Genomic DNA, 20,797 nt, shown 5'->3' with positions numbered 1-20,797 from the left:
GAGGGGGACGGGGTCCTTCTCCTGCAGAGGGGCCGCGGGCTCACCTCAGCCCGTTGTGTGACCGGTTGGGGGCCTGGGCACGGCTGCTGCCATGCGCCGTCCCCGCCTCGACAACAGCGTCCAGATGCTGGCCAAGGGCTACGCCTGGCTGCCCGACGAGCGCCGGGCGCGAGGCCGGCGCACCGTGGCCACCCGGCTCGGCGGGCTGCCGACGTTCGGCATCGAGGGCCCCGAGGCGGCCCGCTTCCTCTACGACGAGGACCACGTCCGCCGCGCGCACGCCATCCCGGAACCGGTGCAGGGCACCCTCTTCGGCAAGGGCGCGGTGCACACCCTCGACGGGCACGCACACCGCGTGCGGAAGGCGATGTTCGTGGCCCTGCTGATGGACCCCCGGCGCATCCCGCCGCTGGTGGAGCGGGTCACCGCCGCCTGGGACGCCGCGGTGCCGGGCTGGACAGCGCGGGACGACATCGTGCTCTTCGACGAGGCGCGGGTCGTGCTGACCCGGGCCGTCTGCGACTGGGCGGGCGTCCCGCTGGCCGAGGACGAGGTGCCCGGCGTGGCCCGGGACCTCACCGCGATGGTCGACGGCTTCGCAACCGGAGGACCGCGCCACTGGCGGGCCCGCCGCTCCCGCGGGCGGCAGGAGGCCCGGCTGGCGCGGCTGGTCGAGGAGGTGCGCGACGGCGGGACGACGGTGCCCGCGGGGTCGGTCGTCGACGTCGTCGCCCGGCACCGGGACGCCGACGGCGAGCGGCTCGACCCGCACACGGCCGCCGTCGAGCTGCTCAACGTCGTCCGGCCCACCGTGGCGATCAGCTGGTTCGTCGCCTTCTCCGGGCACGCGCTGGTCCGGTGGCCGCAGTACCGCGGCAAGCTGGCGTCCGGCGACCCGGCCTTCGCCGAGGCGTGGGCGCACGAGGTCCGGCGGTTCTACCCGTTCGCGCCGTTCATCGGTGGGCGGGCGCCGCGCGAGGTCGAGTGGGACGGCGAGCGGATCCCGCGCAACGCGATGGTGCTGCTGGACCTCTACGGGCAGGGCCACGACCCGGACCTGTGGGGCGACCCCTACGCCTTCCGCCCCGAGCGCTTCCTCGACCGGGAGATCGGCGCCTTCGAGCTGGTGCCGCAGGGGGCGGGCGACCCGCGCACCAACCACCGCTGCCCCGGAGAGCAGATCGTCGTCGCGGTGCTCGCCGCGCTGGCCGTCCGGCTGGCCCGGCTGCCGGTCGACGTCCCCGACCAGGACCTCACCATCTCGCTGCGGCGGATCCCCGCGATCCCGGCGTCGGGGGTCGTGCTGCGCGTCCGGGGCCCGGCGTGAGCGCAGCGGTGCGGTCGCGCTCCGCAGCGGGCACGCGGGAGGCGACTCCCGGGTGTCGGCGGCCCGTGGTCAGATCAGGGGCGATCGGGTCGGGAGGCGCGGATGTGCAAGAGGTGGGCGGCGGCAGTGGGTGTCGTCGGGCTGCTCGCGCTGGTCGCCGGCGTCGTGTGGGCCGAGCTCGACATCGCCTCGATGAGCGGCCCAGCCCTCGTCGGCGTCGGCGCGCTGCTGCTGGTGGCGGCGGCGACGCTGTGCGGCGTCAAGGAGGGCCTCGACGCGCTGGCCCGGCACCGGCACGCCGGACACCCCTGAGCCCCGCTACGCCGGCCGAAGTGGCCACGAAGGCCGCCGGTGGGCGGCCTTCGTGGCCACTTCGGCCGTTCTACAGGACAGGCGGGCCAGCTCGGCCGGCAGCGCGCCGGGGGAGAGGACGGCGAGCCGCTGGGTGGCGCGGGTGAGGGCGACGTAGAGGTCGTTGTGCCCGCGCACCCCCTCGTCGAGGACCCGCGCCGGGTCGACGACCAGCACGTTGTCGAACTCCAGTCCCTTGGCCTCGGTCGGGGTGATCACCACCGGGCCCAGTGAGGAGTCGGCGTCCGGGCCGCTCGAGACGCCGTCCACCCTCCCGGCGACCGCGGCGGCGACCTCGGCCACCCGGCTCGCCGGGACGACCACCGCGGTGGTGCCCTCGTGCTCCGCCAGCTCCGCGGTGAGCGCCGCGACCCGGCCGGCCAGCCCCTGCTCGCCGGTCACCTCCGCCCACGGCGCGGCGGTGCCGGGGCGCACCGAGCGCGGCGCGGCGGCTCCGGTGCCGGCGGCGGCGAGCACGTCGGCGGCCACGGCCATGATCTCGGCCGGCGTGCGGTAGTTGACGGTGAGCTGCTCCAGCCGCCAGGCGTCGCCGACGTGCGGGCCCAGCGTCTCGTCCCAGGCGGCGGCACCGGCGAGCGAGCCGGTCTGGGCGAGGTCGCCGACGGCGGTCATCGAGCGGGTCGGGCAGCGGCGGACCAGCAGCCGCCACGCCATCGGCGAGAGCTCCTGCGCCTCGTCGACGACGACGTGCCCGAAGGTCCAGGTGCGGTCGGCGGCGGCCCGCTCGGCGGTGGTGCGGGTGTCGACGGCCCGCTGCCGCTCGGCGAGCTCCTCGGCGCCGATCAGGTCGCCGGCGCTGAGCACCTCGGCCTCCAGGTGCTCGTCCTCGAGGTCGATCGAGCGCGAGCCGTGCAGGACGTCGAGGGTCTCCTGGGCCTGGGCCAGCCGCCGGCGGCGGTCGCGCTCCTCGCGGGCCCGCTGCGCGCTGTCGTCGAAGCCGAGCAGCTCCTCGGCCTCCTCCAGCAGCGGCACGTCAGCGGGGGTCCAGGCCGAGCCGCGGGGCCGGTGCAGCAGCGCACGCGTGGCGTCGCCGCAGTCGGGGGTGGCGCGGGCGATCCGGGCCGGGTCGGCGAACAGCTCGGTGAGCAGCCGCTCGGGGGTGAGCACCGGCCACAGGTCGTCGACGAGCAGCCGGACGGCGGGCTCGGCGGCGACCTCCCGGCGCAGGGCGGCGACGTCCTCGCGGTCGAGCAGGTTCGCCCCGCCGCGGACGTCGGCGCCGATGCGCTCCGCGTAGCGCTTGGTCAGCGTGTCGATGACGCGGCGCGCGAACTCCGGCCGGGCCAGGTTGTGCCGGCGGTCGGCCTTGCGCGCGCCGGCCTGCGCCCGCTTCACGTCGATCGGCCGCAGCCGCAGCGCGAAGCCGTCGACGACCACCTCGCGCGGTCCGTCGGGCACCACCTGCCGGTCGGCGACCGCGCGCTCGAGCACCTCGACCATCTCCAGCCGCCCCTTGACCGCCGCGGTCTGCGGCGACTCGACGCCGCGCGCGTCCAGCCCCGGGCGCAGCTGGCCCAGCCCGGCCAGCAGCACGCCGGTCTCCCCCAGGGAGGGCAGCACGTCGGCGATGTAGCGCAGGAACGTCGGCGTGGGCCCGACGACGAGCAGGCCGCGGCGGGCCAGCCGCTCGCGGTGGGTGTAGAGCAGGTAGGCCGCACGGTGCAGGGCGACGGCGGTCTTGCCGGTGCCCGGCCCGCCCTGGACGACGAGGACGCCGCGGTCGTCGGCGCGGATGATGCGGTCCTGCTCGGCCTGGATGGTGCGGACGATGTCGGTCATCCGGCCGGTGCGCGCGGTGTCGAGCGCGGCCATGAGCGCGGCCTCACCGGTCAGGCCGGAGCCGGCGACCCCGTCGGTGAGCACCTCGTCGTCGAGCCGGACCACGCGGCGCCCGCGGGTGCGGATGTGCCGGCGGCGGGCCACGCCCAGCGGGTGCACCGGGGTGGCGGTGTAGAAGGGCCGGGCCGCGGGCGCGCGCCAGTCGACCAGCGCGGGGTCGCCGCCGGCGTCGTCGGCGGCCAGCCCGATCCGGCCGATGTAGAGCGGTCCGTCGTCGGTGCGGTCGATCCGGCCGACGCACAGGCCCGCCTCGGCGGCGTCGAGCGCGGTGACCCGTTCGGTCTGGAACCGCACGGTGGCGTCGCGCTCCTGCAGCGCCTGCGGATCGACCGCGGGCCAGGAGATGGCCTGCTTCAGCCGCTGAGCGGCGAGGTCACGGGCGGCGTCGAGGCGGCCGTAGAGGTCGGCGACGTACTGCTGTTCGGCTTCGATCTCGGGATGGACCTCGGGCTGCGTCGTCGGCACTGCGCGTCTCTCCGTCGGGGGTGTCGGCTCAGGAGCAATCGCCCATGGTGCCCCTCCATTCCCGATCCGCGCCGCCGACGCACCACAGGCCCCCGCCCTCGCCCCCTGCGGCGGGCCGACGTCGGGGACGGGGCGCCGCCGCACAGCACCGTCGACCTCGACGCCGGCACCGCCGTCCTCGCCGTCCCGCCGTCAGCCGGCCAGTAGCCGGCGCAGCCAGCGGGTGCGCGCCTCCCGCGCCTCCTTCGAGATGGCCGCCTCGGGGGCGAACCCGTCGAAGCCGTGGAAGCCGCCGGGCCACACGTGCAGCTCGGCGACCCCGCTGGCCTGCCAGATGCGGGTCGCGTAGTCGACGTCCTCGTCGCGGAAGGTCTCCGCGGAGCCGACGTCGACGAACGCCGGCGGCAGGCCCGAGAGGTCGGTGGCCCGGGCCGGGGCGGCGTACGGGGAGACGTCGGGACCGCCGCGGGTGTCGCCGAGCAGCGCCGTCCAGCCGGTGTCGTTGGCGGTCCGGTCCCACACCCCGCGGCCGGCCATCTGGCGGGCCGAGACGGTGTCGTTGCGGTCGTCGAGCATCGGGCACAGCAGGAGCTGCCCGAGCAGCGCGGGGCCGCCGCGGTCGCGCGCCATGATCGCGAGCGCCGCGGCCAGGCCACCCCCGGCGCTGACGCCGCCGACGACGATCCGCGCCGGGTCGATGCCGAGCTCCTCGGCGTGCTCGGCGGTCCACACCAGTCCCGCGTAGCAGTCCTCGACCGGACCCGGGTGCGGCGTCTCCGGCGCGAGCCGGTACTCGACGGAGACGACCGCCATCCCGAGCTCCTCGGCGTGCTCGACCATGCCGAGGACGCCGGAGCGGTTGTCCCCGACGATCATGCCGCCGCCGTGGGTGGAGTAGATCGCCGCGGTGGGACCGGTCGCGGCGGTGGGCCGGAGGACCAGCAGCGAGACCTCGGGCGCGCCCTCCGGCCCGGGCACCGACCGCTCCTCGACGGTGAACGCGCCGCCGCGGCGCAGCTCGTCGTCGGTCGGCCGCGGGGTGAGCGGGTTCTCCCGCAGCGCCGGGATGAGCTCCGCGGTGAGCGGGGTCGAGGTGAACTCCGCGAACTGCTCCAGCGCGACCGCGCACTCCGGGTCGAACGGGGGCGGCGGGCCGATCTCGGCGTCGGGGCGGGCGGACGGCGACGTCAGTGTCACGGGACCTCCAGGGAGTGCGGACGGGCGGCCCCATCGTGGTGCGCTCCGCAACCGTCTGGCCAGCCCTCCGGGGTCAGGCCAGGTCGGTCAGCGAGCGCAGCAGGTCCCGGACGTCGTCACCGGGCAGGTCGGCCGCCGCGCTCGCCGGCCCGCTGCCGGTGCGGGACGCCGGCCCGCCCTCGCCGTCCCGGTCGGTGGCGGTCAGGCCGTGGGCGTAGCCGACCCCGTAGCGACCTCCCAGTAGACCCAGCCGTCGGCCTCGGCGAAGACGTACCTCACCGACGCGTGGGCGGAGGCGGCGGTCGTGAACGGCTCCGACCAGTCGGCGGCGCCGTCGTCGTCGACGTCGTGGGCCACCGCGTCGACGGAGCCGTCGAGGCCGGAGTCGGCGCCCCACACGTCGGGCAGGGCGTTGCCGGTCGTGTCCACCCCGACCTCCTCGACGTAGCCGTCCTCGTCGCTGTCGAAGGCGAAGGTGTCGGCCCAGCCGTCCAGGTCGGTGTCGACGGTGAGCCGCTCGACGAGGCCGTCCTCGTCCCAGCCGATCGCCCAGGTGTCCTCGTAGCCGTCGCCGCTGTCGTCGAACCCGTAGGCGTCGGAGTAGCCGTTGGGGCGACGTGCAGCGGCACTGCACCCGGGGCCGAGTCCTCTGGTGCGCAGATCACAGTCGGCGAGCGCGACGGCAACTCGGAGGTCATCTCGACGTCATGTCGTCTCCGTACCGTCGGTCGTGCACAACCGAAGGAGGAGGCCATGACCGTCCCCACCGCCGACCGCACGACCCGCCGCGCCGCCGGCTCTTCGAGTCGTCCGCGTCCGGACCGCTCGACCTGGACCTGCCCGAACTGCCAGCGGGAGACCAAGCCGCCCCGCAAGCGCTGCGCCGACTGCGGCACCTCCCGCTACTGACCTCCTGACCCCGCCGCCGGGACCGCCGGACCGGGTACCGTCCCGACGCCCTCCGCCGGGACGGGACGGGGGGACAGCGGCGCGCCGCCCGGTTACCGTCGGCCGGTGAGCGCGATCATGCGGAACCGGGTCCGCGTGACCGGGATCGACAGCGGTCGGCCGATGGTGTTCGCGCACGGGTACGGCTGCGACCAGGAGATGTGGCGGTTCGTCGCTCCTGAGTTCGCGACCGACCACCGCGTCGTCCTCTTCGACCACGTCGGGGCCGGGCGGTCGGACCTCACCGCCTACGACCCGGCCAAGTACGGCTCGCTGCGGGGGTACGCCGCCGACGTCGTCGAGCTGTGCCGGGAGCTCGAACTCGCGGACGTGGTCTTCGTCGGGCACTCGGTGAGCGCCATGATCGGCGTCCTCGCCGCCCAGCAGGCGCCCGGGCTGTTCGGCGCCCTGGTGATGATCGGCCCCAACCCCCGGTACGTCGACGAGGAGGACTACACCGGCGGCTTCTCCCGGGCCGACATCGTGGCCCTGCTCGAGTCCCTGGACAGCAACCACCTCGGCTGGGCGCGGGCGATGGCGCCGGTGATCATGGGCAACCCCGACCGGCCGGAGCTCTCCGAGGAGCTGGCCAACAGCTTCTGCCGCACCGACCCCGACATCGCCCGTCAGTTCGCCCGGGTCACGTTCCTCTCCGACAACCGCGCCGACCTCCCCGGCGTGTGCGTGCCCACCCTCGTGCTCCAGTGCAGCGCCGACGCGATCGCGCCGGAGGGGGTGGGCCGGTACGTGCACCGGCAGATCCCGGGCAGCGTGTTCACCCAGCTGGCCGCGACGGGGCACTGCCCCCACTTGAGCGCACCGGCGGAGACCACTGCCGCCATCCGGGCCTTCCTCGCCGACCGCTGCTGAGGCCGGCCGTGGAGCAGCCCGCGAGCGGACGGCCGCCGGAGGACCCGGCCCTGCAGCGCCTCCTCGAGGAGGACCCGGCCGACCTCTACGAGCACGCGCCGTGCGGGTACTTCTCGGCGCTGCCCGACGGCCGGGTGGTCAAGGTCAACCGGACGTTCTGCGAGTGGACCGGCCGCGACGCCGCGGACCTGCTCGGCACCCGGTTCCAGGAGCTGCTCAGCATCGGCGGGCGGGTCTTCTACGAGACCCACATGGCGCCGCTGTTGCGCATGCAGGGCGCCGTGCGGGAGGTGGCCCTCGACGTCGTCCGGGCCGACGGCGCGCAGGTGCCCTGCCTGGTGAACGCCGTCGAGGTGCGCGACGCCTCGGGGGCGCCCCTGCTGCTGCGGGCGACGGTGTTCGAGGCGACGTCCCGACGGCGGTACGAGCGGGCGCTGCTGGCGGCCCAGCGCGCGGCGGCGGAGTCCGAGGCGCGGTCGTGGGCGCTCCAGCAGCTCGTCGCGGAGCTCGCGGCGGCCACCTCGGCCCGGGAGGTCGCGCAGGTCGTCGTCCCCCGGAGCCGGGAGGCGGTCGGGGCCGGCGGCGCCGGGCTGTGGCTGGCCACCGAGCGGCGGGGTGCGACCCGGCCGGGCCCGTCCGTCCCGCCGATCGAGCTGGTCGCCGTCGACGGCATCCCCCCGCACCTGCTGCGGGAGTTGGAGGCGGCCGCGGTCGGCGGCGCCGAGCTGGTCCGCGAGGGCGGCGTGCACACGGTGCCGCTCGGGGCGGGCCTGCGGGCGGTGTGGCCGGGGCTGGCCGCGGCGATGGAGGAGGCCGGCCAGGAGGCGCTGGTCGTCGTCTCGGTCAACGCCGACAGCCGTCACCTGGGCGCGCTGGTGCTGGTGCTGGGTGCGGCCGGGGACACCGAGCTCGTCGACCTGACCGAGCCGGGGCAGCGGGGCCGGCTGCCGCAGGCGGACCTGGACCTCCTCGAGACCATCGGCCGGCAGGCCGGGCAGGCCCTGGAGCGGGTGTGGCTGCACGAGGAGACCGCCCGGGCGGCCGAGCGGTCGGCGTTCCTGCTCGACGCCGCCCGGCTGATGGCCTCGGCGCGCGACGTCGCCGAGACCGCCGAGCGGCTGGCCGAGCTCGCGGTGCCGCGGCTGGCCGACCTCTGCGTCATCGACCTGGTGACCGAGCACGGCCTGACCCGGTCGGCCGCCCGGCACGGGGACCCCCGGCGACGCCGGCTGGTCGAGGAGCTGCAGGAGCGGCACCTGCCCGCGCGTGGCGCCGCCCACCCGAGCGTGCGGGCGATGGAGCAGGGACGGACGGTGTGGGTCCGCGAGATCACCGACGCCTGGCTGGCGGAGGTCGCCACCGACGAGCGGCACCTGGAGATCGCCCGGGCGCTGCAGCTGGCCGGCCTGGTCTGCGTGCCGCTGACCGCGGCGGAGGGCCGTCCGATCGGGGTGCTGACCCTGGCCACCGACCGGCGGCGCGGGCCGTTCACCGCGGCCGACGTCGAGGTCGCCGAGCAGCTGGCCCTCCAGGTGTCCCAGGTCGTCGACAAGGGGCAGCGCTTCGAGCTGGAGGCGCGGACCTCCCACACCCTGCAGGCCAACCTGCTGCCGCCCGCGCCGCCGCCGGTGCCGGGGCTGCGGGTCGCCGTCCGCTACCTCGCGGCCAGCCTGGGGGCCGACGTCGGCGGCGACTTCTACGACGTCGTCCCGCTGCCCGGCGACCAGGTGGCGCTGGCCGTGGGGGACGTGGTGGGCCACGACATCACCGCGGCGGCGGTCATGGGCCAGCTGCGCAGCATCCACCGGACCCTGCTGGCCGAGGGAGCCACGCCGAGCGCGGTCGTCGACCGGGTGCAGTCCGGGTGGTCGCTGCTCGGGCTGCAGCGCATGGCGACGGCGCTGTTCGCCAGGCTCGATCCGGGCAGCGGGCAGCTGCGGGTCGCCTCGGCCGGGCACCTGGCGCCGCTGGTGGTCTCGGGCGGGGACGCCGCCCTGCTCGACGTCGAGCCCACCCGGATGCTGGGGGCCCCGCCCTCGCCGGCGCCGACCCGGGAGTGGGCCGGCGTGCTGGCCCCGGGGGCCACCCTGCTGCTCTACACCGACGGGCTGGTGGAGAGCCGGTCCGCGGACCTCGACGTCGGCCTGGCGGCGCTGCTGGACGCCGCGGTGCGGGTCGCCTCCGACGACCCCGACGAGTTCTGCGACCGGCTGCTGGAGGAGCTGGCCGGCGGCGCCCGCGGGGACGACGTGGCCCTCCTCGCGATCACCCGGGTGCCCTGAGCCCGACGGCCCCGACCCCGACGGCGCTGACCCCGACGACGCTGACCCCGACGGCCCTGGCGCCGCGGCCCCGTGCGCGCGACCATCGGCGCGGAGCACGTGCGGCGCGGGAGGCGGCAATGGAGCGTTCCCCCAACCCTGGGACCACCAACCCGGTCATCGAGTCGATCGACGGCGCCACGGGTGACATCACGATGTCCGGCGACGCGATGCGCTGGTCGCCCGAACTGGCCGAGGGGCACGGACACGGGGCGGCGGCGGCCTTCCCGGGCGTGGACGTCGCCGCCGGGTTCGGCTCGCTGCTCGGGCTCGACGGCTCGGGTGTGCGGCGGCTGGTGTCCGGCGCGGTGACCTCCCTGGCCACGGTCGCCGGGGACGTCGTCTCGGAGCTGCGCCAGCTGACCCGCGGGACCGAGTCGGAGGACGATCCCGAGCGCTGACCCGGCGCGCCGGTCTCGGCGACCCCCTGTAGAACCGGGAGTGCACGGCCACACCGACGTGGGGAGTCGCACCGCATGACCAGCTCGCTGACCCTGGCGTCCGCGCCCCCGTCCGAGGCCGCGGAGCGGGTGCGGGGGGAGGTGCGGGAGTTCCTCGCCGCCGAGCTGGCGGCCGGGTCGTTCACGCCGCACGTGGACACCTGGCTGTCCGGGGTGGACCCGGCGTTCTCCCGGAAGCTGGGGGAGCGCGGGTGGCTGGGCATGACCTGGCCGCGGCGTTACGGCGGGCACGAGCGGACGGCGATGGAGCGCTACGCGGTCACCGAGGAGCTGCTGGCGGCCGGGGCGCCGGTCGCCGCGCACTGGATCGCCGACCGCCAGTCGGGGCCGAACCTGCTGCGGTACGGCACCGAGGCGCAGCGGCAGGCGATCCTGCCGCGCATCGCCGCGGGGGAGTGCTACTTCGTGATCGGCATGAGCGAGCCGGACTCCGGCTCCGACCTCGCCTCGATCCGCACCCGCGCGACCCGCAACGGCGACGGCGACTGGGTGGTCACCGGCGCCAAGGTGTGGACGTCGAACGCGCACCTCTCCCACTACGGGATCGTCCTGGTGCGCACCTCGCCCGCGGACCCGTCGCACCGGCACGCGGGGCTGTCGCAGCTGCTGGTAGACCTGTCGCTGCCCGGGATCACGGTCAACCCGATCCGGATCCTCGACGGTGGGCACCACTTCAACGAGGTGGTCTTCGACGACGTGGTGGTGCCCGCCGACATGCTGCTGGGCGAGGAGGGTGCCGGCTGGCACCAGGTGACCGCGGAGCTGGCGTTCGAGCGCAGCGGGCCGGAGCGGTTCCTCTCCACCTATCCGTTGCTGGCGGAGTTCGCCCGGCGGGTGGCCGGCTCCGGGGACGCTGCTGGGCAGGCGGCGCTGGGGCGGTTGTCGGCGCGGCTGCTGGCGTTGCGGCAGCTGTCGATGCGGATCGCCGCGGCGCTGGACCGCGGCGAGCTGCCCGACCTGGCCGCGGCGCTGGTCAAGGACGTGGGCACGACGTTCGAGGCGGACGTGATCGACGAGGTGCGGCGGGTGGTGGACGTGCCGGCGTCGCTGGACTCGCCCGATCCGCTGGGCCGGGCGCTGGCCGAGGCGCAGCTGCACGCGCCGGGCTACACGCTGCGCGGGGGGACCAACGAGATCCTGCGCGGCATCGTCGCCAGAGGGCTGGGGCTGCGATGACGACGGCCGAGCGAGCATCGCAGGGAGATGCCCGGAGCCCGTCAGGGAGTGAGCATCGCAGCGAGCGCCAGCGAGCGAGGAGCGGAGCGACCGCTGGGGCGACTTCGGCAAGGACCGAGGAGCGGAACGAGGCCGGAGTCGAGCCGGGGGTGCTGCGCTGATGTCGGATCGGGATCTGGTCGTCGAGACCGTGCGGGACATCCTGGCCGGGCACGAGCCGTTCGTGCTCACCGCCGAACGACCCTGGGACGAGCGCCTGTGGGCCACGCTGGCCGAGACCGGCCTGACCGGGGTGGGGCTGCCGGAGGAGGCCGGGGGGTCGGGCGGGGAGCTGGCCGACGCCGTGGCCATCGTGGCCACTTTGGCCAAGGGGGCCGCGGCGGTGCCGGTGGCCGAGCAGCTGCTGGTCGCCGCGCCCGCACTGCTGGCCGCCGGGCTGGAGCTGCCGCCGGTGGAGCAGCCCCTGACCGTCGCCGTCGACGGGGCGGTGCAGGCCGAGCCGGTCGACGACGGCGACGGGCCCGGCCGGTGGACGCTGACCGGCACCGCGACCGACGTGGCGTGGTCCGGCGTCGCCCGGCACGTCGCGGTCCTGGCGGCCGCCCCGCCCGGCATCGAGGGGGCGGTGCTGGCGCTGGTCGACACCGCCGGCCTCGCGGCCAGCGAGGCGCGCAACCTGGCCGGGGAGCCGCGCGGGTCGCTGGTCCTCGACAGCGCCCCGGCGCGCGCGGCGCTGCTCGCCCCGGCCCGGGCCGCGGCGGTGCGCGCCCGGTACGCGCTGGCCCGGGCGGTGCAGCTGGCCGCGGCGTCGGAGCAGGTGCTCTCCTGGACCGTGCAGTACGCCGGGGAGCGACAGCAGTTCGGCCGGCCGCTGGCGAGGTTCCAGGCGATCCAGATGGAGCTGGCCCAGATGGCCGGCGAGGTCACCGCGGCCGGCGCGCTGGTCGACGCCGCCGTCCAGCGGCTGGCCGCTGCCGCGGACCCCGCCGCCCCGGACGTCACCCTCGCCGCCGCCGCGGCGAAGGTGCGCGCCGGCGCCGCGGTCGAGGTGGTCGCCCGGCTGGCCCACCAGGTGCACGGCGCGATCGGCTTCACCCAGGAGCACCGGCTGCACCACCTCACCCGGCGCTGCTGGTCCTGGCGCGACGAGGCCGGCGGCGAACGCACCTGGGCCGAGGTGCTCGGCGCGGGCCTGCTCGCCGACGGGGACGACGACCTCTGGCCCGCGCTCACCCGCGTGCTCTGAGTGGGCGGGGCGGGGACGGCGGTCTCCGCCCCGTGCGTCCCCCTGCAGGGTGCCGTCGCGAGCGTGCGAGCGCCGCGGGCAGGGGCCCTCCTCTCACACGGTCTCGGGGACCCGCAGGTGCGCGACGGCCAGCTCGAACTCGGCGACGTCGACGAACTCCATGTCGAGCTCGCGGGCGGTCCGTTCCCGGATCGCGGCCGCGGGGGCCCGGCTGCTGTCGAGAGCCGCGCGGTCGGCGAACGTGACGGCCCCGGCCGCCAGCCCCTCCCGGCGGTCGACGAGGAGGCTGGCGCTGCAGAAGCCCTCCATCTCCTCCAGCCTGGGCAGCACGCCCATCCGGAACGTGTCGAGGAGTCGGTCGAACCGGGCCGGCTCGATGCGCGGCCAGGTCACCCGCACCCGGGCGCCGGCCGGTGCCTCCCGCACCCGGTGGAGGACGGCGATCTCCCACCCCCGCACCTCGGGCTGACCGCCGAGGATCTGGGCGGCCCGGTCCCGCAGCGGGCCCACCCGGTCCATCGTGGCCCGCATCGCCTCCTCGGTCTGCCACGCGGTCGCGACGATGCAGCGGCCGGTGTCGCGGTCGGCGAGCAGCGAGAGTCCGACGAAGCCGTCCATCTGCTGGACCGCCGGCATCACCTCGTCCCGCAGGTAGGCGATGCCCTCGTCGATCGCCCCGGGGTTGCCGCGGATGGTGGTCGTTCGGGCGTACATGCCACCACTCCTCTCGGTGCGCGGCGACGCCCCTGCGGCATCGCCGCGCACGCGAGCCTCCTCGCCGGGGAGGAGGGGGGCAACGGACCTCGGGCCCTGCGGACGCCGTCCTCGCTCAGACGGTCTCGGGGACGCGCAGGTGGTGCAGGACCAACTCGAACTCGGCCACCTCGAGGATCTGCGCGCCCATCGCGGCGGCGAACTCCTCGCGGACCGCGTCGGCGTTCGTGCGGGACCGCTCCATCGTGGCCCGGTCGGCGTAGGTCACCGCGCCGGCGCCGCGGCCCTCCCGCCGGTCCATCATCAGGCTGGCGGCGCAGAAGCCGTCCATCTCCTCCAGCCGCGGCAGCAGGCTCAGCTTGTACGCGTCGACGATCCGGTCGACGTTCGCCGGGTCGGTGCGGCTCCAGGTCACGCGGGTGCAGGCGCCGTCGGGGGCCTGGTGCGCCCGGTGCAGGACGGCGATCTCCCACATGTGCACCTCGGGCTGCCCGCCGAGCACCTGGCTGACCCGGTCCCGCATCGGGCCCACGCGGTCCATCGTGGCCTGCATCGCGTCCTCGGTCTGCCAGGCGGTCGCGATGATGCAGCGACCGGTGTCGCGGTCGGCGAGCATCGACAGGCCGACGCAGCCCTCCATCTGCTGGACCACCGGCATCACCTCGTCGCGCATGTAGGCGACCGCCTCGTCGACCGCCCCGGGGTTGCCGCGCACGATGGTCGTTCGGGCGAACATGACACCACCCCTCTCGGGAGGCGGCGAGGCCCCTGCGGCGTCGCCGCGCTCCGGAGCCTCCTCGCCCGGGGTCGCGGGTGGCAATGCCCTCGGCGGCGCCCGCAGGAGGCGGGGGGAGCCTCCTTCAGACGGTCTCGGGCACCCGCAGGTGCGCGAGCACCAACTCGAACTCGGCGACGTCGAGGATCTGGCTGTCCACCGCCGCGGCGAACTCCTCGCGGACCACCGTGGCGTCGGTCCGGGACCGCTCGACGGTCTCCCGGTCGGCGTAGGTGACCGCGCCGGCGGTCCGGCCCTCCTGCCGGTCCACCATCAGGCTCGCGCTGCAGAACCCCCGCACCTCCGCCAGCCGGGGGAGGAGCTTCGTCCGGTAGGCGGCCACGACCTGCTCGACGGCGGCGGGGTCGGTGCGGGCCCAGGTCACCCGTGTGAAGGCGCCGGGCGGGGCCTCCTTCTCCCGGTGGACGACGGCGATGGCCCAGCGGTGCACGCCCATCGACCCGCCGAGCAGCTCGGCCAGGTGGATCCGCAGTGGCCGCAGGCGGTCCTCGCTGGCGTGCAGTGCCGCCTCCGACTCCCAGGCGGTGCTGACGATGCAGCGGCCGGAGTCGCGGTCGGCGAGCATCGACAGGCCGACGCAGCCGTCGATCCGGTCGAGGACCGGCATCACCTCGCTGCGCAGGTAGACGACCCCGTTGTCGACGGCCTGCGGGTTGCCGCGGATCGTCGTCGTCCGGGCGTGCATGCCGGTACTCCTCTCAGGAAGCGGTACGAGAGCCCGCGGCGGCCCCCTGCAGGGTCCCGCCGCGAGCCCGCGAGTGGCGGGGAGCAGGGGGTCCTTCCTCAGGCGGTCTCCGGCACCCGCAGGTGGGCCAGCACCAGCTCGAACTCCCCGACGTCGGTGATGGCCATGCTCGTCTGCTGGACGAAGTCGTCCCGCATGGCGCGGGCGTGCTCACGGGCGCCCTCCATCGCCTCGCGGCTCTCGAAGGTCACCGCGGAGACGCCCATCCCCTCGGCCCGGCTGACCAGGACGCTCATGCTGCAGAAGCCCCCGTACTCCTCCTCCATCCGCGGCAGGAAGACCATCCGGTAGGCGTCGACGGTGCGGTCCATCTGCTCGGGCTCGCCGCGGATCCAGGTGACCCGTGTCCAGGCGCCCTCGGGCGCCTCGTGCGCCCGGTGGAGGACGGCGATCTCCCACTCGTGCACCTCCGGCTGCCCGCCGAAGACCTCCGCGGCCCGCTCCCGCGAGGCCCGGACCCCCTCGGCGCTGGCGTGCATCGCGTCGGCGTCGCGCCACGCGGTCGTCACGATGCCGCGGCCGGCCTCCCGGTCGGCCAGCATCGACAGGCCGATGCAGCCGTCCATGCCCTGGACCAGGGGCATCACCTCGTCCCGGACGTAGGCGATGCCCTCGTCCATGGCCTGCGGGTTGCCCTGGATGGTGGTCGAGCGGGCGTACATGCCACCACTCCTCTCCGGGAACGACCCCGCCGGGACGGCGGCCCGGCGGGAGCGGCGGTGCCCGTGCGGCATCGCCGCGCGACCCAGCGTCCTCGCGGCGCGCGGGGGAGGGAAGGGGCCTCCGTCGCGCCGGGCGCACCCCGGCCGCCGCCGCGGTCGGGTGGTCGGCGGTGGCCGGGGGAACGGTGAGCCCGGGACGGTCGACACGGCGGTGTGACGACGCGTCCCCTTGTCGCCGTGTCGACTCCTCGACCGGCCCGGGGGCGGTCTCAGGCGGGCGGTTCCCCGCCCACGTGGGCGAAGACCTTGTTGACGATCTTCCAGGTGCCCTCGATGCGGCACAGGGAGAAGAAGTCGACGAAGGAGACCGTCCCCCAGTAGCCCTCCTCGGCGGCGGTGGCGGTCGCGACGTCCCCGAGCTGCGTGATCGAGAGGATCCTGCTCCGGTAGTTCCCGGTGTCCGCGGGTGCCTCGGCCGCCATGTCGAACAGCGTCTGGATCGGGACGTCGTAGCGGGTCCCCGCCAGCTCGCCGAACATCCGGGCGTCCTCGTGGAACGCCTCCCGCAGCTTGCCGACGTCGCCCCGTGCCTCGCCGTCGAGACAGAGCTGGACCACGTCGCGGATGGCGTCGTGGTCGTCGACCATCGATCCCCGAGTCATCTCCGCAGCCGTCGTCATGGTGGCCTCCTGCGCCCGTCGAGGGACGCGGTCACGGTATGGCCGGGCAGAGCGGGGAGGACAGGGACTTCCGGACCCACGAGGGCACGGGCACCGCCGTCCGCCCGCCCGGAGCACCATGCGCGGGATGAGCAGCGCGACCGACCGACAGGGACACACCCACCGCCTCGACCTCGCCGACGCCACCGTCCGCGAGTGGGACGCCACCGTGGTCGCGGGCGACCCGGAGCACGGGATCGTCCTCGACCGCAGCGCCTTCTACCCCGGCGGTGGCGGGCAGCCGCCGGACGAGGGCGTGCTGCTGTGGGGCGGCGTCCGCACCCGGATCGCCGGCACCCGCAAGGGCGACGAGCTCTACCTGGTCCCGGTCGAGGGGGACCCGGTCCCGCCGCCCGGGACGGCGGTCCGGGGCGCCCTGGACGACGAGCGGCGCACGCAGCTGATGCGCACCCACTCCGGGCTGCACGTGCTCACCGGCGTCGTGTTCCGCGACTTCGGCGCGCTGGTCACCGGCGGGAACATGGAGCCGCTCACCGCGCGGATGGACTTCGACCTGGCCGAGGTCCCGCCGGACTTCAAGGACCGGGTGGCCGAGGCGGTCAACGCCGAGATCGCCGCCGACCGGCCGATCGAGGTGAAGACTCTGCCGCGCGAGGAGGCGTTCGCCATCCCGGACATCATCCGGACGGCGACCAACCTGCTGCCGCCCGACATCGAGGTGGTGCGCATCGTGGACATCGTCGGCCTCGACACGCAGGCCGACGGCGGCACGCACGTGGCGAGCACGTCGATGGTCGGCCGGGTCGAGGTCACCAAGATGGAGAACAAGGGCCGCGGTTTCCGCCGGCTGCGCATCCGCGTCGTCTGAGCGCGCTCAGCCCGCGTACGCCGCCCACTCCGCGGTCTCCCGGCCCAGGGCGAGGGCGTGGGTCAGCCGCAGGCTGCCGGCCAGCCACACCAGGACGTCGTGCAGCCGCAGCCGGGTCAGCGGGACGCCGCCGGTGCCGGCGAGCAGCGCGGAGACCGTCGTCTCGAGGACGTCGAAGCCCTCCGCGGCGGCGACCAGTTCCCGGTGCACCACCGCCTCGACCCCGCTGTCGCCCTCCTCGAGGTGGGGGAGCAGCTGGCGGCGGGTCGTCGCGTCGACCAGCGGGAACAGCTCCGGACGTCGGTGGTGCAGCGCCGCGACCAGGTGGGGACGCGACGGCCCCGCCACCCGCTCGCCGATCGCGCGGAGGGCGGCGCCGACCGTCCCGGGCTCGCCCAGGACCGACAGCTCGACGGCGGGCAGTTCCCAGAACGCCCTGCCGGCGGCGCGGGCGGTCGCCGCGTCGGCGACCGGGGCGACGTCGTCCATCGCGGTGCGGACCGCCGCCCACCCGGCCGGGTCGAGCCGTCCGTGCAGGCCCTCGGCGGTCAGGACGTCGTCGTCGCCGAGCGGCCCCGTGCCCCGCGGCCGGCGGTCGAAGCGCTCGTAGGCGAACGCCGGGACGCTGACCCAGCGGCCCTCCGGGCGGCCGATGGAGCGGAACCACAGCGGCCGGCGCCCGCGGGCGTAGCCGAGCACGGCCGCCACCGCGGTCCCGGCGGGGAGGGGGTCGGGGCCGGCGCTGGGCAGCCGGAGAGGAGGACCACCGTCGGGCACCGCCCCAGCCTGGTGCACGCGGGCGGGGCGCCCCGCGTGGCGCGCGCGCGGCGCGCGGGTCACCTACCGTCGGGGTGCGCCCCGCGTCGCTCCCCCCGACGAGAGGAGCGTCCCGTGCTCCCGTGTCCCGCCCGCCGACGCGCCGTCCTCGGCGCCCTGGTCCTCGTCCTCGCCGGCCTGCCGGCCGCCCGGGCGGCCGCCGCCGACTGCGCGGCCGGGCCCACGTCCGCGATCGGGGAGGTGCAGGGCACCGGCGCGGTCACGCCGCTCGCGGGGCAGCAGGTCACCATCCGCGGCGTGGTCGTCGCCGACCTGCCAGGTTTCTCGGGGTTCCACGTCCAGGCGCCGGACGGCGACGACGCCACCTCCGACGGGGTGTTCGTGTTCAGCCCGGTCCCGGTGGCCCTGGGCGACACCGTCGCGGTCACGGGTGAGGCGCAGGAGTTCCAGGGCCAGACGCAGGTGCGCGCCCCGTCGGACGTCACCGTCTGCGCCACCGGCAGTCCGCTCCCGGCTCCCGCCGTCCTCGACCTGCCCGCCGGTGACGCGGCCCGCGAGCGCCTGGAGGGGATGCTCGTCGCGCCGGCCGACGTCCTCACGGTGAGCGAGGTGTTCGACCTGGTGGCCTTCGGCGAGCTCACCCTGTCCGAGGGCGGCGTGCTCGTGCAGCCCACCGAGGTGGCCCGCCCCGGCCCGGCCGCGCAGGCGGTGGCCGCCTACGACGCGCGGCGCGGCGTCGTCCTCGACGACGGCGTCAGCGCGCGGGTCAGCGTCACCACGCGCCCGTACCTGTCGCCGACGACGCCGGTGCGGGTGGGCGACGAGGCCCGGCTGACCGAGCCGGTGGTCCTCGGCTGGGGCTTCGGCTCCTGGCGGCTGCAGCCCGCCGACGGCACGGCCGACGGGGTCCTCGCCCCGCAGGACACCCGCCCAGCTGCGCCGGACGACGTCGGCGGGAGCGTGCGGATCGGCGCGTTCAACGTGCTCAACTACTTCCTCACCCGCAGCGGTCCCGACGCGCGCGGCGCCCGCACCGACGCGGAGTTCGAGGAGCAGGCGGCCAAGGTCGTCGCGGCGATCGACGGGCTGGGTGCCGACGTGGTGACCCTGCTCGAGGTCGAGGACACCGACACCACCGGCTTCAGCCCCGGCGACGCCGACCGCGCGCTGGCCGACCTGACCGGGCGGCTCACCGCGCGCACCGGCGAGGAGTGGGCGTACGTGCCGCTGCCCACCGAGTTGTACGGCGTCGAGCGGGACGCCATCCGCAACGCGATCGTGTACCGGACCGCTGCCGTCCGGCCGGTCGGCGACCCGGTCGGGTTGGTGGACGAGGCGGTGTGGGGCAACGCCCGCGAGCCGGTCGCCCAGGCGTTCGCGGCGGACGGCGAGGTGCTCGCCGTCGTCGCCAACCACCTCAAGTCCAAGCGGTCGGCCGAGGAGGCCACCGGCGACAACGCCGACACCGGGGACGGCCAGGGCGCGTGGAACGGCGACCGGGTCCGGCAGGCCCGCTCGCTGGCCGGCTTCGTCGCGGACCTCGCCGCGACCGACCCGGACGTCGTCGTCCTCGGCGACCTCAACGCCTACACGCGGGAGGACCCGGTCGAGGCGCTGCGCGCGGCCGGCCTCACCGAGCTCGGCGAGCGGTTCGACCCGGGGCGGTACAGCTACGTGTTCGACGGTCGCTCCGGCTCGCTGGACCACGCGCTGGCCACGCCGTCCCTCACGGCGCGGGTGACCGGGCTGGCGCACTGGAACGTCAACGCGGTCGAGTCCTCGGCCTACCAGTACGACGGCGACCCGGCCCTCTACGCGCCCGGCCCGTACCGCTCCAGCGACCACGACCCGCTGGTGCTCGGCGTCCACCTCGGCGGTGTGCCGCTCCCGGCCCGCGCCGCCGGCGGCTGCTAGCCGAGCAGCACGTCCCGCACGACCTCGTGCAGGTGCGTGTTCGGGTAGCTGCCGGCCAGCCGCTCGCTGCCCGGGCCCTCGGCGGTCACCGGTGTCGGCGCCCCGGTGTGCCCCTGGGTCCGCCAGCGCAGCACGAACGTCCCCGGGGTGCCGGCCACGGGGAACGGCCCGTCGTCCGGGCCGGCCGGGGCGCCTCCCACCTCGACGGTCAGGCCGCCGGTCTCGTGGTCGCCGGCGACCACCAGCAGCGTGTCGGGGTGGGTGGTGACGTGGTCCCGGACCACCTGGACGGCGTCGTCCAGCGAGCGCATCGCCGCGAGCAGGCGGTCGCCGGCGTTCTCGTGACCCGCCTCATCCACGCCCTCCTCCTCGACGAGGAGGAAGAAGCCGTCCGGGTCGGCGGACAGCCGCGCCAGGGCGGCGGCGGTCATCTCGGCCAGCGACGGACCGGCGGGGTCCTCGTACAGCGCGCCGCCGGCGAACAGGCCGAGCAGCCGGTCGCCGCCGGCGGGGGCGAGCCCGGCGCGGTCGCGCACGAGGGTGACGCCGCGTTCCTGCGCGGAGCCGATCAGGTCCGCCCAGCGGTCGCCCCCGCCGCCCAGGACCACCGAGGGCCCGGTGCCCTGCAGGTACTGGCGGGCGATCTCACCGTGCGCGTCGCGGTCGGGGGTGGTGCTGAAGAACGCGGCCGGGGTGGCGTCGGTGACCTCCGAGGTGGTCACCAGCCCGGTGGCGAGCCCGGCGCCGGCCGCCTCGACGCCGAGCGGGGTCAGCGGTTCCCCCGCAGGGCCGACGCTGATCGCGCCGTTGCGGGTCCGGACGCCGGTGGCCCACGCCGTGGCCGCCGCGGCCGAGTCGGTCACGTCGGTCCCGGGGTCGTCGGGTGCGGTGGTCTGCTCGCCGGCCACGGGGAGGGCGTCCATGGCGAGCCGGCCGGCGGGGCCCTCCTGGTCCAGTCGGGCGGCCTCGCGGTGGGCGGCGCCCATGCCGTCCCCGACGACCAGGACCACGCTGCGCGGCGGCTCCACCGGGCGGTCCGGCGTCGTCGGGCCGGTGTCGGTGCCGGACGGATCGCCGACACCGCCGGTGCACGCCGCCAGCACGACCGCACTTGCGAGCGCCGCGGCGCGGGAGGACCACCCCGGTGCGCGCCCGCGTCGGGGGGGCCCGACCTGCCGGGACACCCTGTCCCGGGGGGGGGGGGGGGGGGGGGGGGGGGGGCGGGGGGGGGGGGGGGGGGGCGGGGGCGGCGCGGGGGGGGGGGGGGGGGGGGGCGGGGGGGGGGCCGGGGCGCCACCCCCGCGCGACCCAGCGTCCTCGCGGCGCGCGGGGGAGGGAAGGGGCCTCCGTCGCGCCGGGCGCACCCCGGCCGCCGCCGCGGTCGGGTGGTCGGCGGTGGCCGGGGGAACGGTGAGCCCG

The 20,797-nt window shown here is 76.3% G+C and carries 21 protein-coding genes; 11 read left to right on the top strand and 10 right to left on the bottom strand.

Translation table 11 applies throughout. The features are described from left to right. The first annotated feature begins 91 nt into the window (after window positions 1-91). Both ACI782_RS20745 and ACI782_RS20740 read left to right on the top strand, forming a co-directional pair. Complete coding sequence (locus ACI782_RS20745) at window positions 92-1,327, top strand: cytochrome P450 (protein WP_456911984.1); 1,236 nt, start codon at window positions 92-94, stop codon at window positions 1,325-1,327. A 102-nt stretch (window positions 1,328-1,429) separates the two neighbouring features. Then, window positions 1,430-1,639, top strand: coding sequence for a hypothetical protein (locus ACI782_RS20740; protein ID WP_456911983.1), 210 nt, complete (start codon window positions 1,430-1,432; stop codon window positions 1,637-1,639). 6 nt (window positions 1,640-1,645) lie between these two features. Here ACI782_RS20740 and ACI782_RS20735 read toward each other — a convergent pair whose 3' ends face one another. After that, window positions 1,646-4,003: a HelD family protein gene (locus tag ACI782_RS20735; RefSeq protein ID WP_456911982.1), complete on the bottom strand. Its 2,358-nt coding sequence runs from the start codon at window positions 4,001-4,003 to the stop codon at window positions 1,646-1,648. On the opposite strand from ACI782_RS20735, the gene ACI782_RS20730 reads away from it, so the two are divergent. Then, window positions 3,977-4,210, top strand: a complete 234-nt coding sequence (locus ACI782_RS20730) for a DUF6191 domain-containing protein (protein WP_456911981.1) — start codon at window positions 3,977-3,979, stop codon at window positions 4,208-4,210. The genes ACI782_RS20735 and ACI782_RS20730 overlap by 27 nt on opposite strands. Here the strand turns inward: ACI782_RS20730 and ACI782_RS20725 are convergent. Then, complete coding sequence (locus ACI782_RS20725) at window positions 4,196-5,200, bottom strand: alpha/beta hydrolase (protein WP_456911980.1); 1,005 nt, start codon at window positions 5,198-5,200, stop codon at window positions 4,196-4,198. The genes ACI782_RS20730 and ACI782_RS20725 overlap by 15 nt on opposite strands. 201 nt (window positions 5,201-5,401) lie before the next feature. Then, window positions 5,402-5,629: a hypothetical protein gene (locus ACI782_RS20720; protein WP_456911979.1), complete on the bottom strand. Its 228-nt coding sequence runs from the start codon at window positions 5,627-5,629 to the stop codon at window positions 5,402-5,404. A 324-nt stretch (window positions 5,630-5,953) separates the two neighbouring features. Here ACI782_RS20720 and ACI782_RS20715 point away from each other — a divergent pair, with 324 nt between their 5' ends. From ACI782_RS20715 to ACI782_RS20690, 6 genes are all read left to right on the top strand, one after another. Next, window positions 5,954-6,109 (top strand): hypothetical protein, encoded by a 156-nt coding sequence (locus ACI782_RS20715; RefSeq protein WP_456911978.1) that lies wholly within the window; start codon window positions 5,954-5,956, stop codon window positions 6,107-6,109. A 105-nt stretch (window positions 6,110-6,214) separates the two neighbouring features. Continuing rightward, complete coding sequence (locus tag ACI782_RS20710) at window positions 6,215-7,018, top strand: alpha/beta fold hydrolase (protein WP_456911977.1); 804 nt, start codon at window positions 6,215-6,217, stop codon at window positions 7,016-7,018. An 8-nt stretch (window positions 7,019-7,026) separates the two neighbouring features. Further along, a complete protein-coding gene (locus tag ACI782_RS20705) occupies window positions 7,027-9,300 on the top strand; it encodes a SpoIIE family protein phosphatase (RefSeq protein ID WP_456911976.1) in 2,274 nt (757 codons plus the stop codon). A gap of 119 nt (window positions 9,301-9,419) precedes the next feature. Beyond that, entirely contained in the window at window positions 9,420-9,740 is a 321-nt protein-coding gene (locus ACI782_RS20700) for a hypothetical protein (RefSeq protein ID WP_456911975.1), read from the top strand. Window positions 9,741-9,815: 75 nt separating this feature from the next. Then, on the top strand, window positions 9,816-10,976 hold the full coding sequence (locus ACI782_RS20695; protein WP_456911974.1) for an acyl-CoA dehydrogenase family protein: 1,161 nt from the start codon (window positions 9,816-9,818) through the stop codon (window positions 10,974-10,976). A 160-nt stretch (window positions 10,977-11,136) separates the two neighbouring features. Beyond that, window positions 11,137-12,222: an acyl-CoA dehydrogenase family protein gene (locus ACI782_RS20690; RefSeq protein WP_456911973.1), complete on the top strand. Its 1,086-nt coding sequence runs from the start codon at window positions 11,137-11,139 to the stop codon at window positions 12,220-12,222. Window positions 12,223-12,315: 93 nt separating this feature from the next. Here ACI782_RS20690 and ACI782_RS20685 read toward each other — a convergent pair whose 3' ends face one another. The 5 genes from ACI782_RS20685 to ACI782_RS20665 form a co-directional block, all read right to left on the bottom strand. Further along, entirely contained in the window at window positions 12,316-12,936 is a 621-nt protein-coding gene (locus ACI782_RS20685; protein ID WP_456911972.1) for an antibiotic biosynthesis monooxygenase, read from the bottom strand. A gap of 115 nt (window positions 12,937-13,051) precedes the next feature. Then, window positions 13,052-13,672 (bottom strand): antibiotic biosynthesis monooxygenase, encoded by a 621-nt coding sequence (locus ACI782_RS20680; protein WP_456911971.1) that lies wholly within the window; start codon window positions 13,670-13,672, stop codon window positions 13,052-13,054. A gap of 124 nt (window positions 13,673-13,796) precedes the next feature. Continuing rightward, complete coding sequence (locus ACI782_RS20675; protein WP_456911970.1) at window positions 13,797-14,417, bottom strand: hypothetical protein; 621 nt, start codon at window positions 14,415-14,417, stop codon at window positions 13,797-13,799. Window positions 14,418-14,515: 98 nt separating this feature from the next. Then, window positions 14,516-15,139, bottom strand: a complete 624-nt coding sequence (locus ACI782_RS20670; RefSeq protein ID WP_456911969.1) for an antibiotic biosynthesis monooxygenase — start codon at window positions 15,137-15,139, stop codon at window positions 14,516-14,518. Window positions 15,140-15,408: 269 nt separating this feature from the next. Then, the gene (locus ACI782_RS20665; protein ID WP_456911968.1) at window positions 15,409-15,819 is read right to left on the bottom strand and encodes a nuclear transport factor 2 family protein; all 411 of its coding nucleotides are present in this window, start codon (window positions 15,817-15,819) and stop codon (window positions 15,409-15,411) included. A gap of 127 nt (window positions 15,820-15,946) precedes the next feature. Here ACI782_RS20665 and ACI782_RS20660 point away from each other — a divergent pair, with 127 nt between their 5' ends. Beyond that, on the top strand, window positions 15,947-16,687 hold the full coding sequence (locus ACI782_RS20660) for an alanyl-tRNA editing protein (RefSeq protein WP_456911967.1): 741 nt from the start codon (window positions 15,947-15,949) through the stop codon (window positions 16,685-16,687). A 6-nt stretch (window positions 16,688-16,693) separates the two neighbouring features. On the opposite strand, the gene ACI782_RS20655 is transcribed toward ACI782_RS20660, so the two are convergent. After that, window positions 16,694-17,464 (bottom strand): DUF6308 family protein, encoded by a 771-nt coding sequence (locus ACI782_RS20655; protein ID WP_456911966.1) that lies wholly within the window; start codon window positions 17,462-17,464, stop codon window positions 16,694-16,696. Between the two features lie 114 nt (window positions 17,465-17,578). Here ACI782_RS20655 and ACI782_RS20650 point away from each other — a divergent pair, with 114 nt between their 5' ends. After that, window positions 17,579-19,378, top strand: coding sequence for an ExeM/NucH family extracellular endonuclease (locus ACI782_RS20650; RefSeq protein WP_456911965.1), 1,800 nt, complete (start codon window positions 17,579-17,581; stop codon window positions 19,376-19,378). On the opposite strand, the gene ACI782_RS20645 is transcribed toward ACI782_RS20650, so the two are convergent. Beyond that, window positions 19,375-20,481, bottom strand: a complete 1,107-nt coding sequence (locus ACI782_RS20645; protein WP_456911964.1) for an alkaline phosphatase — start codon at window positions 20,479-20,481, stop codon at window positions 19,375-19,377. The genes ACI782_RS20650 and ACI782_RS20645 overlap by 4 nt on opposite strands. Between the last annotated feature and the right edge of the window lie 316 nt (window positions 20,482-20,797).

It is taken from the genome of Geodermatophilus sp. SYSU D00703 (assembly GCF_054050155.1).
Note: the sequence above shows the minus strand (reverse complement) of the source record. Positions and strands in the feature narration are given on the sequence as shown.

Bases quoted from the DNA above. Each gene is read 5' to 3' on its own strand.
- ACI782_RS20745 (WP_456911984.1), top strand. From the start codon at position 92: ATGCGCCGTCCCCGCCTCGACAACAGCGTCCAGATGCTGGCCAAGGGC.
- ACI782_RS20740 (WP_456911983.1), top strand. From the start codon at position 1,430: ATGTGCAAGAGGTGGGCGGCGGCAGTGGGTGTCGTCGGGCTGCTCGCG.
- ACI782_RS20730 (WP_456911981.1), top strand. From the start codon at position 3,977: ATGGACCTCGGGCTGCGTCGTCGGCACTGCGCGTCTCTCCGTCGGGGG.
- ACI782_RS20715 (WP_456911978.1), top strand. From the start codon at position 5,954: ATGACCGTCCCCACCGCCGACCGCACGACCCGCCGCGCCGCCGGCTCT.
- ACI782_RS20700 (WP_456911975.1), top strand. From the start codon at position 9,420: ATGGAGCGTTCCCCCAACCCTGGGACCACCAACCCGGTCATCGAGTCG.
- ACI782_RS20695 (WP_456911974.1), top strand. From the start codon at position 9,816: ATGACCAGCTCGCTGACCCTGGCGTCCGCGCCCCCGTCCGAGGCCGCG.
- ACI782_RS20690 (WP_456911973.1), top strand. From the start codon at position 11,137: ATGTCGGATCGGGATCTGGTCGTCGAGACCGTGCGGGACATCCTGGCC.
- ACI782_RS20685 (WP_456911972.1), bottom strand. From the start codon at position 12,936: ATGTACGCCCGAACGACCACCATCCGCGGCAACCCCGGGGCGATCGAC.
- ACI782_RS20680 (WP_456911971.1), bottom strand. From the start codon at position 13,672: ATGTTCGCCCGAACGACCATCGTGCGCGGCAACCCCGGGGCGGTCGAC.
- ACI782_RS20675 (WP_456911970.1), bottom strand. From the start codon at position 14,417: ATGCACGCCCGGACGACGACGATCCGCGGCAACCCGCAGGCCGTCGAC.
- ACI782_RS20670 (WP_456911969.1), bottom strand. From the start codon at position 15,139: ATGTACGCCCGCTCGACCACCATCCAGGGCAACCCGCAGGCCATGGAC.
- ACI782_RS20665 (WP_456911968.1), bottom strand. From the start codon at position 15,819: ATGACGACGGCTGCGGAGATGACTCGGGGATCGATGGTCGACGACCAC.
- ACI782_RS20660 (WP_456911967.1), top strand. From the start codon at position 15,947: ATGAGCAGCGCGACCGACCGACAGGGACACACCCACCGCCTCGACCTC.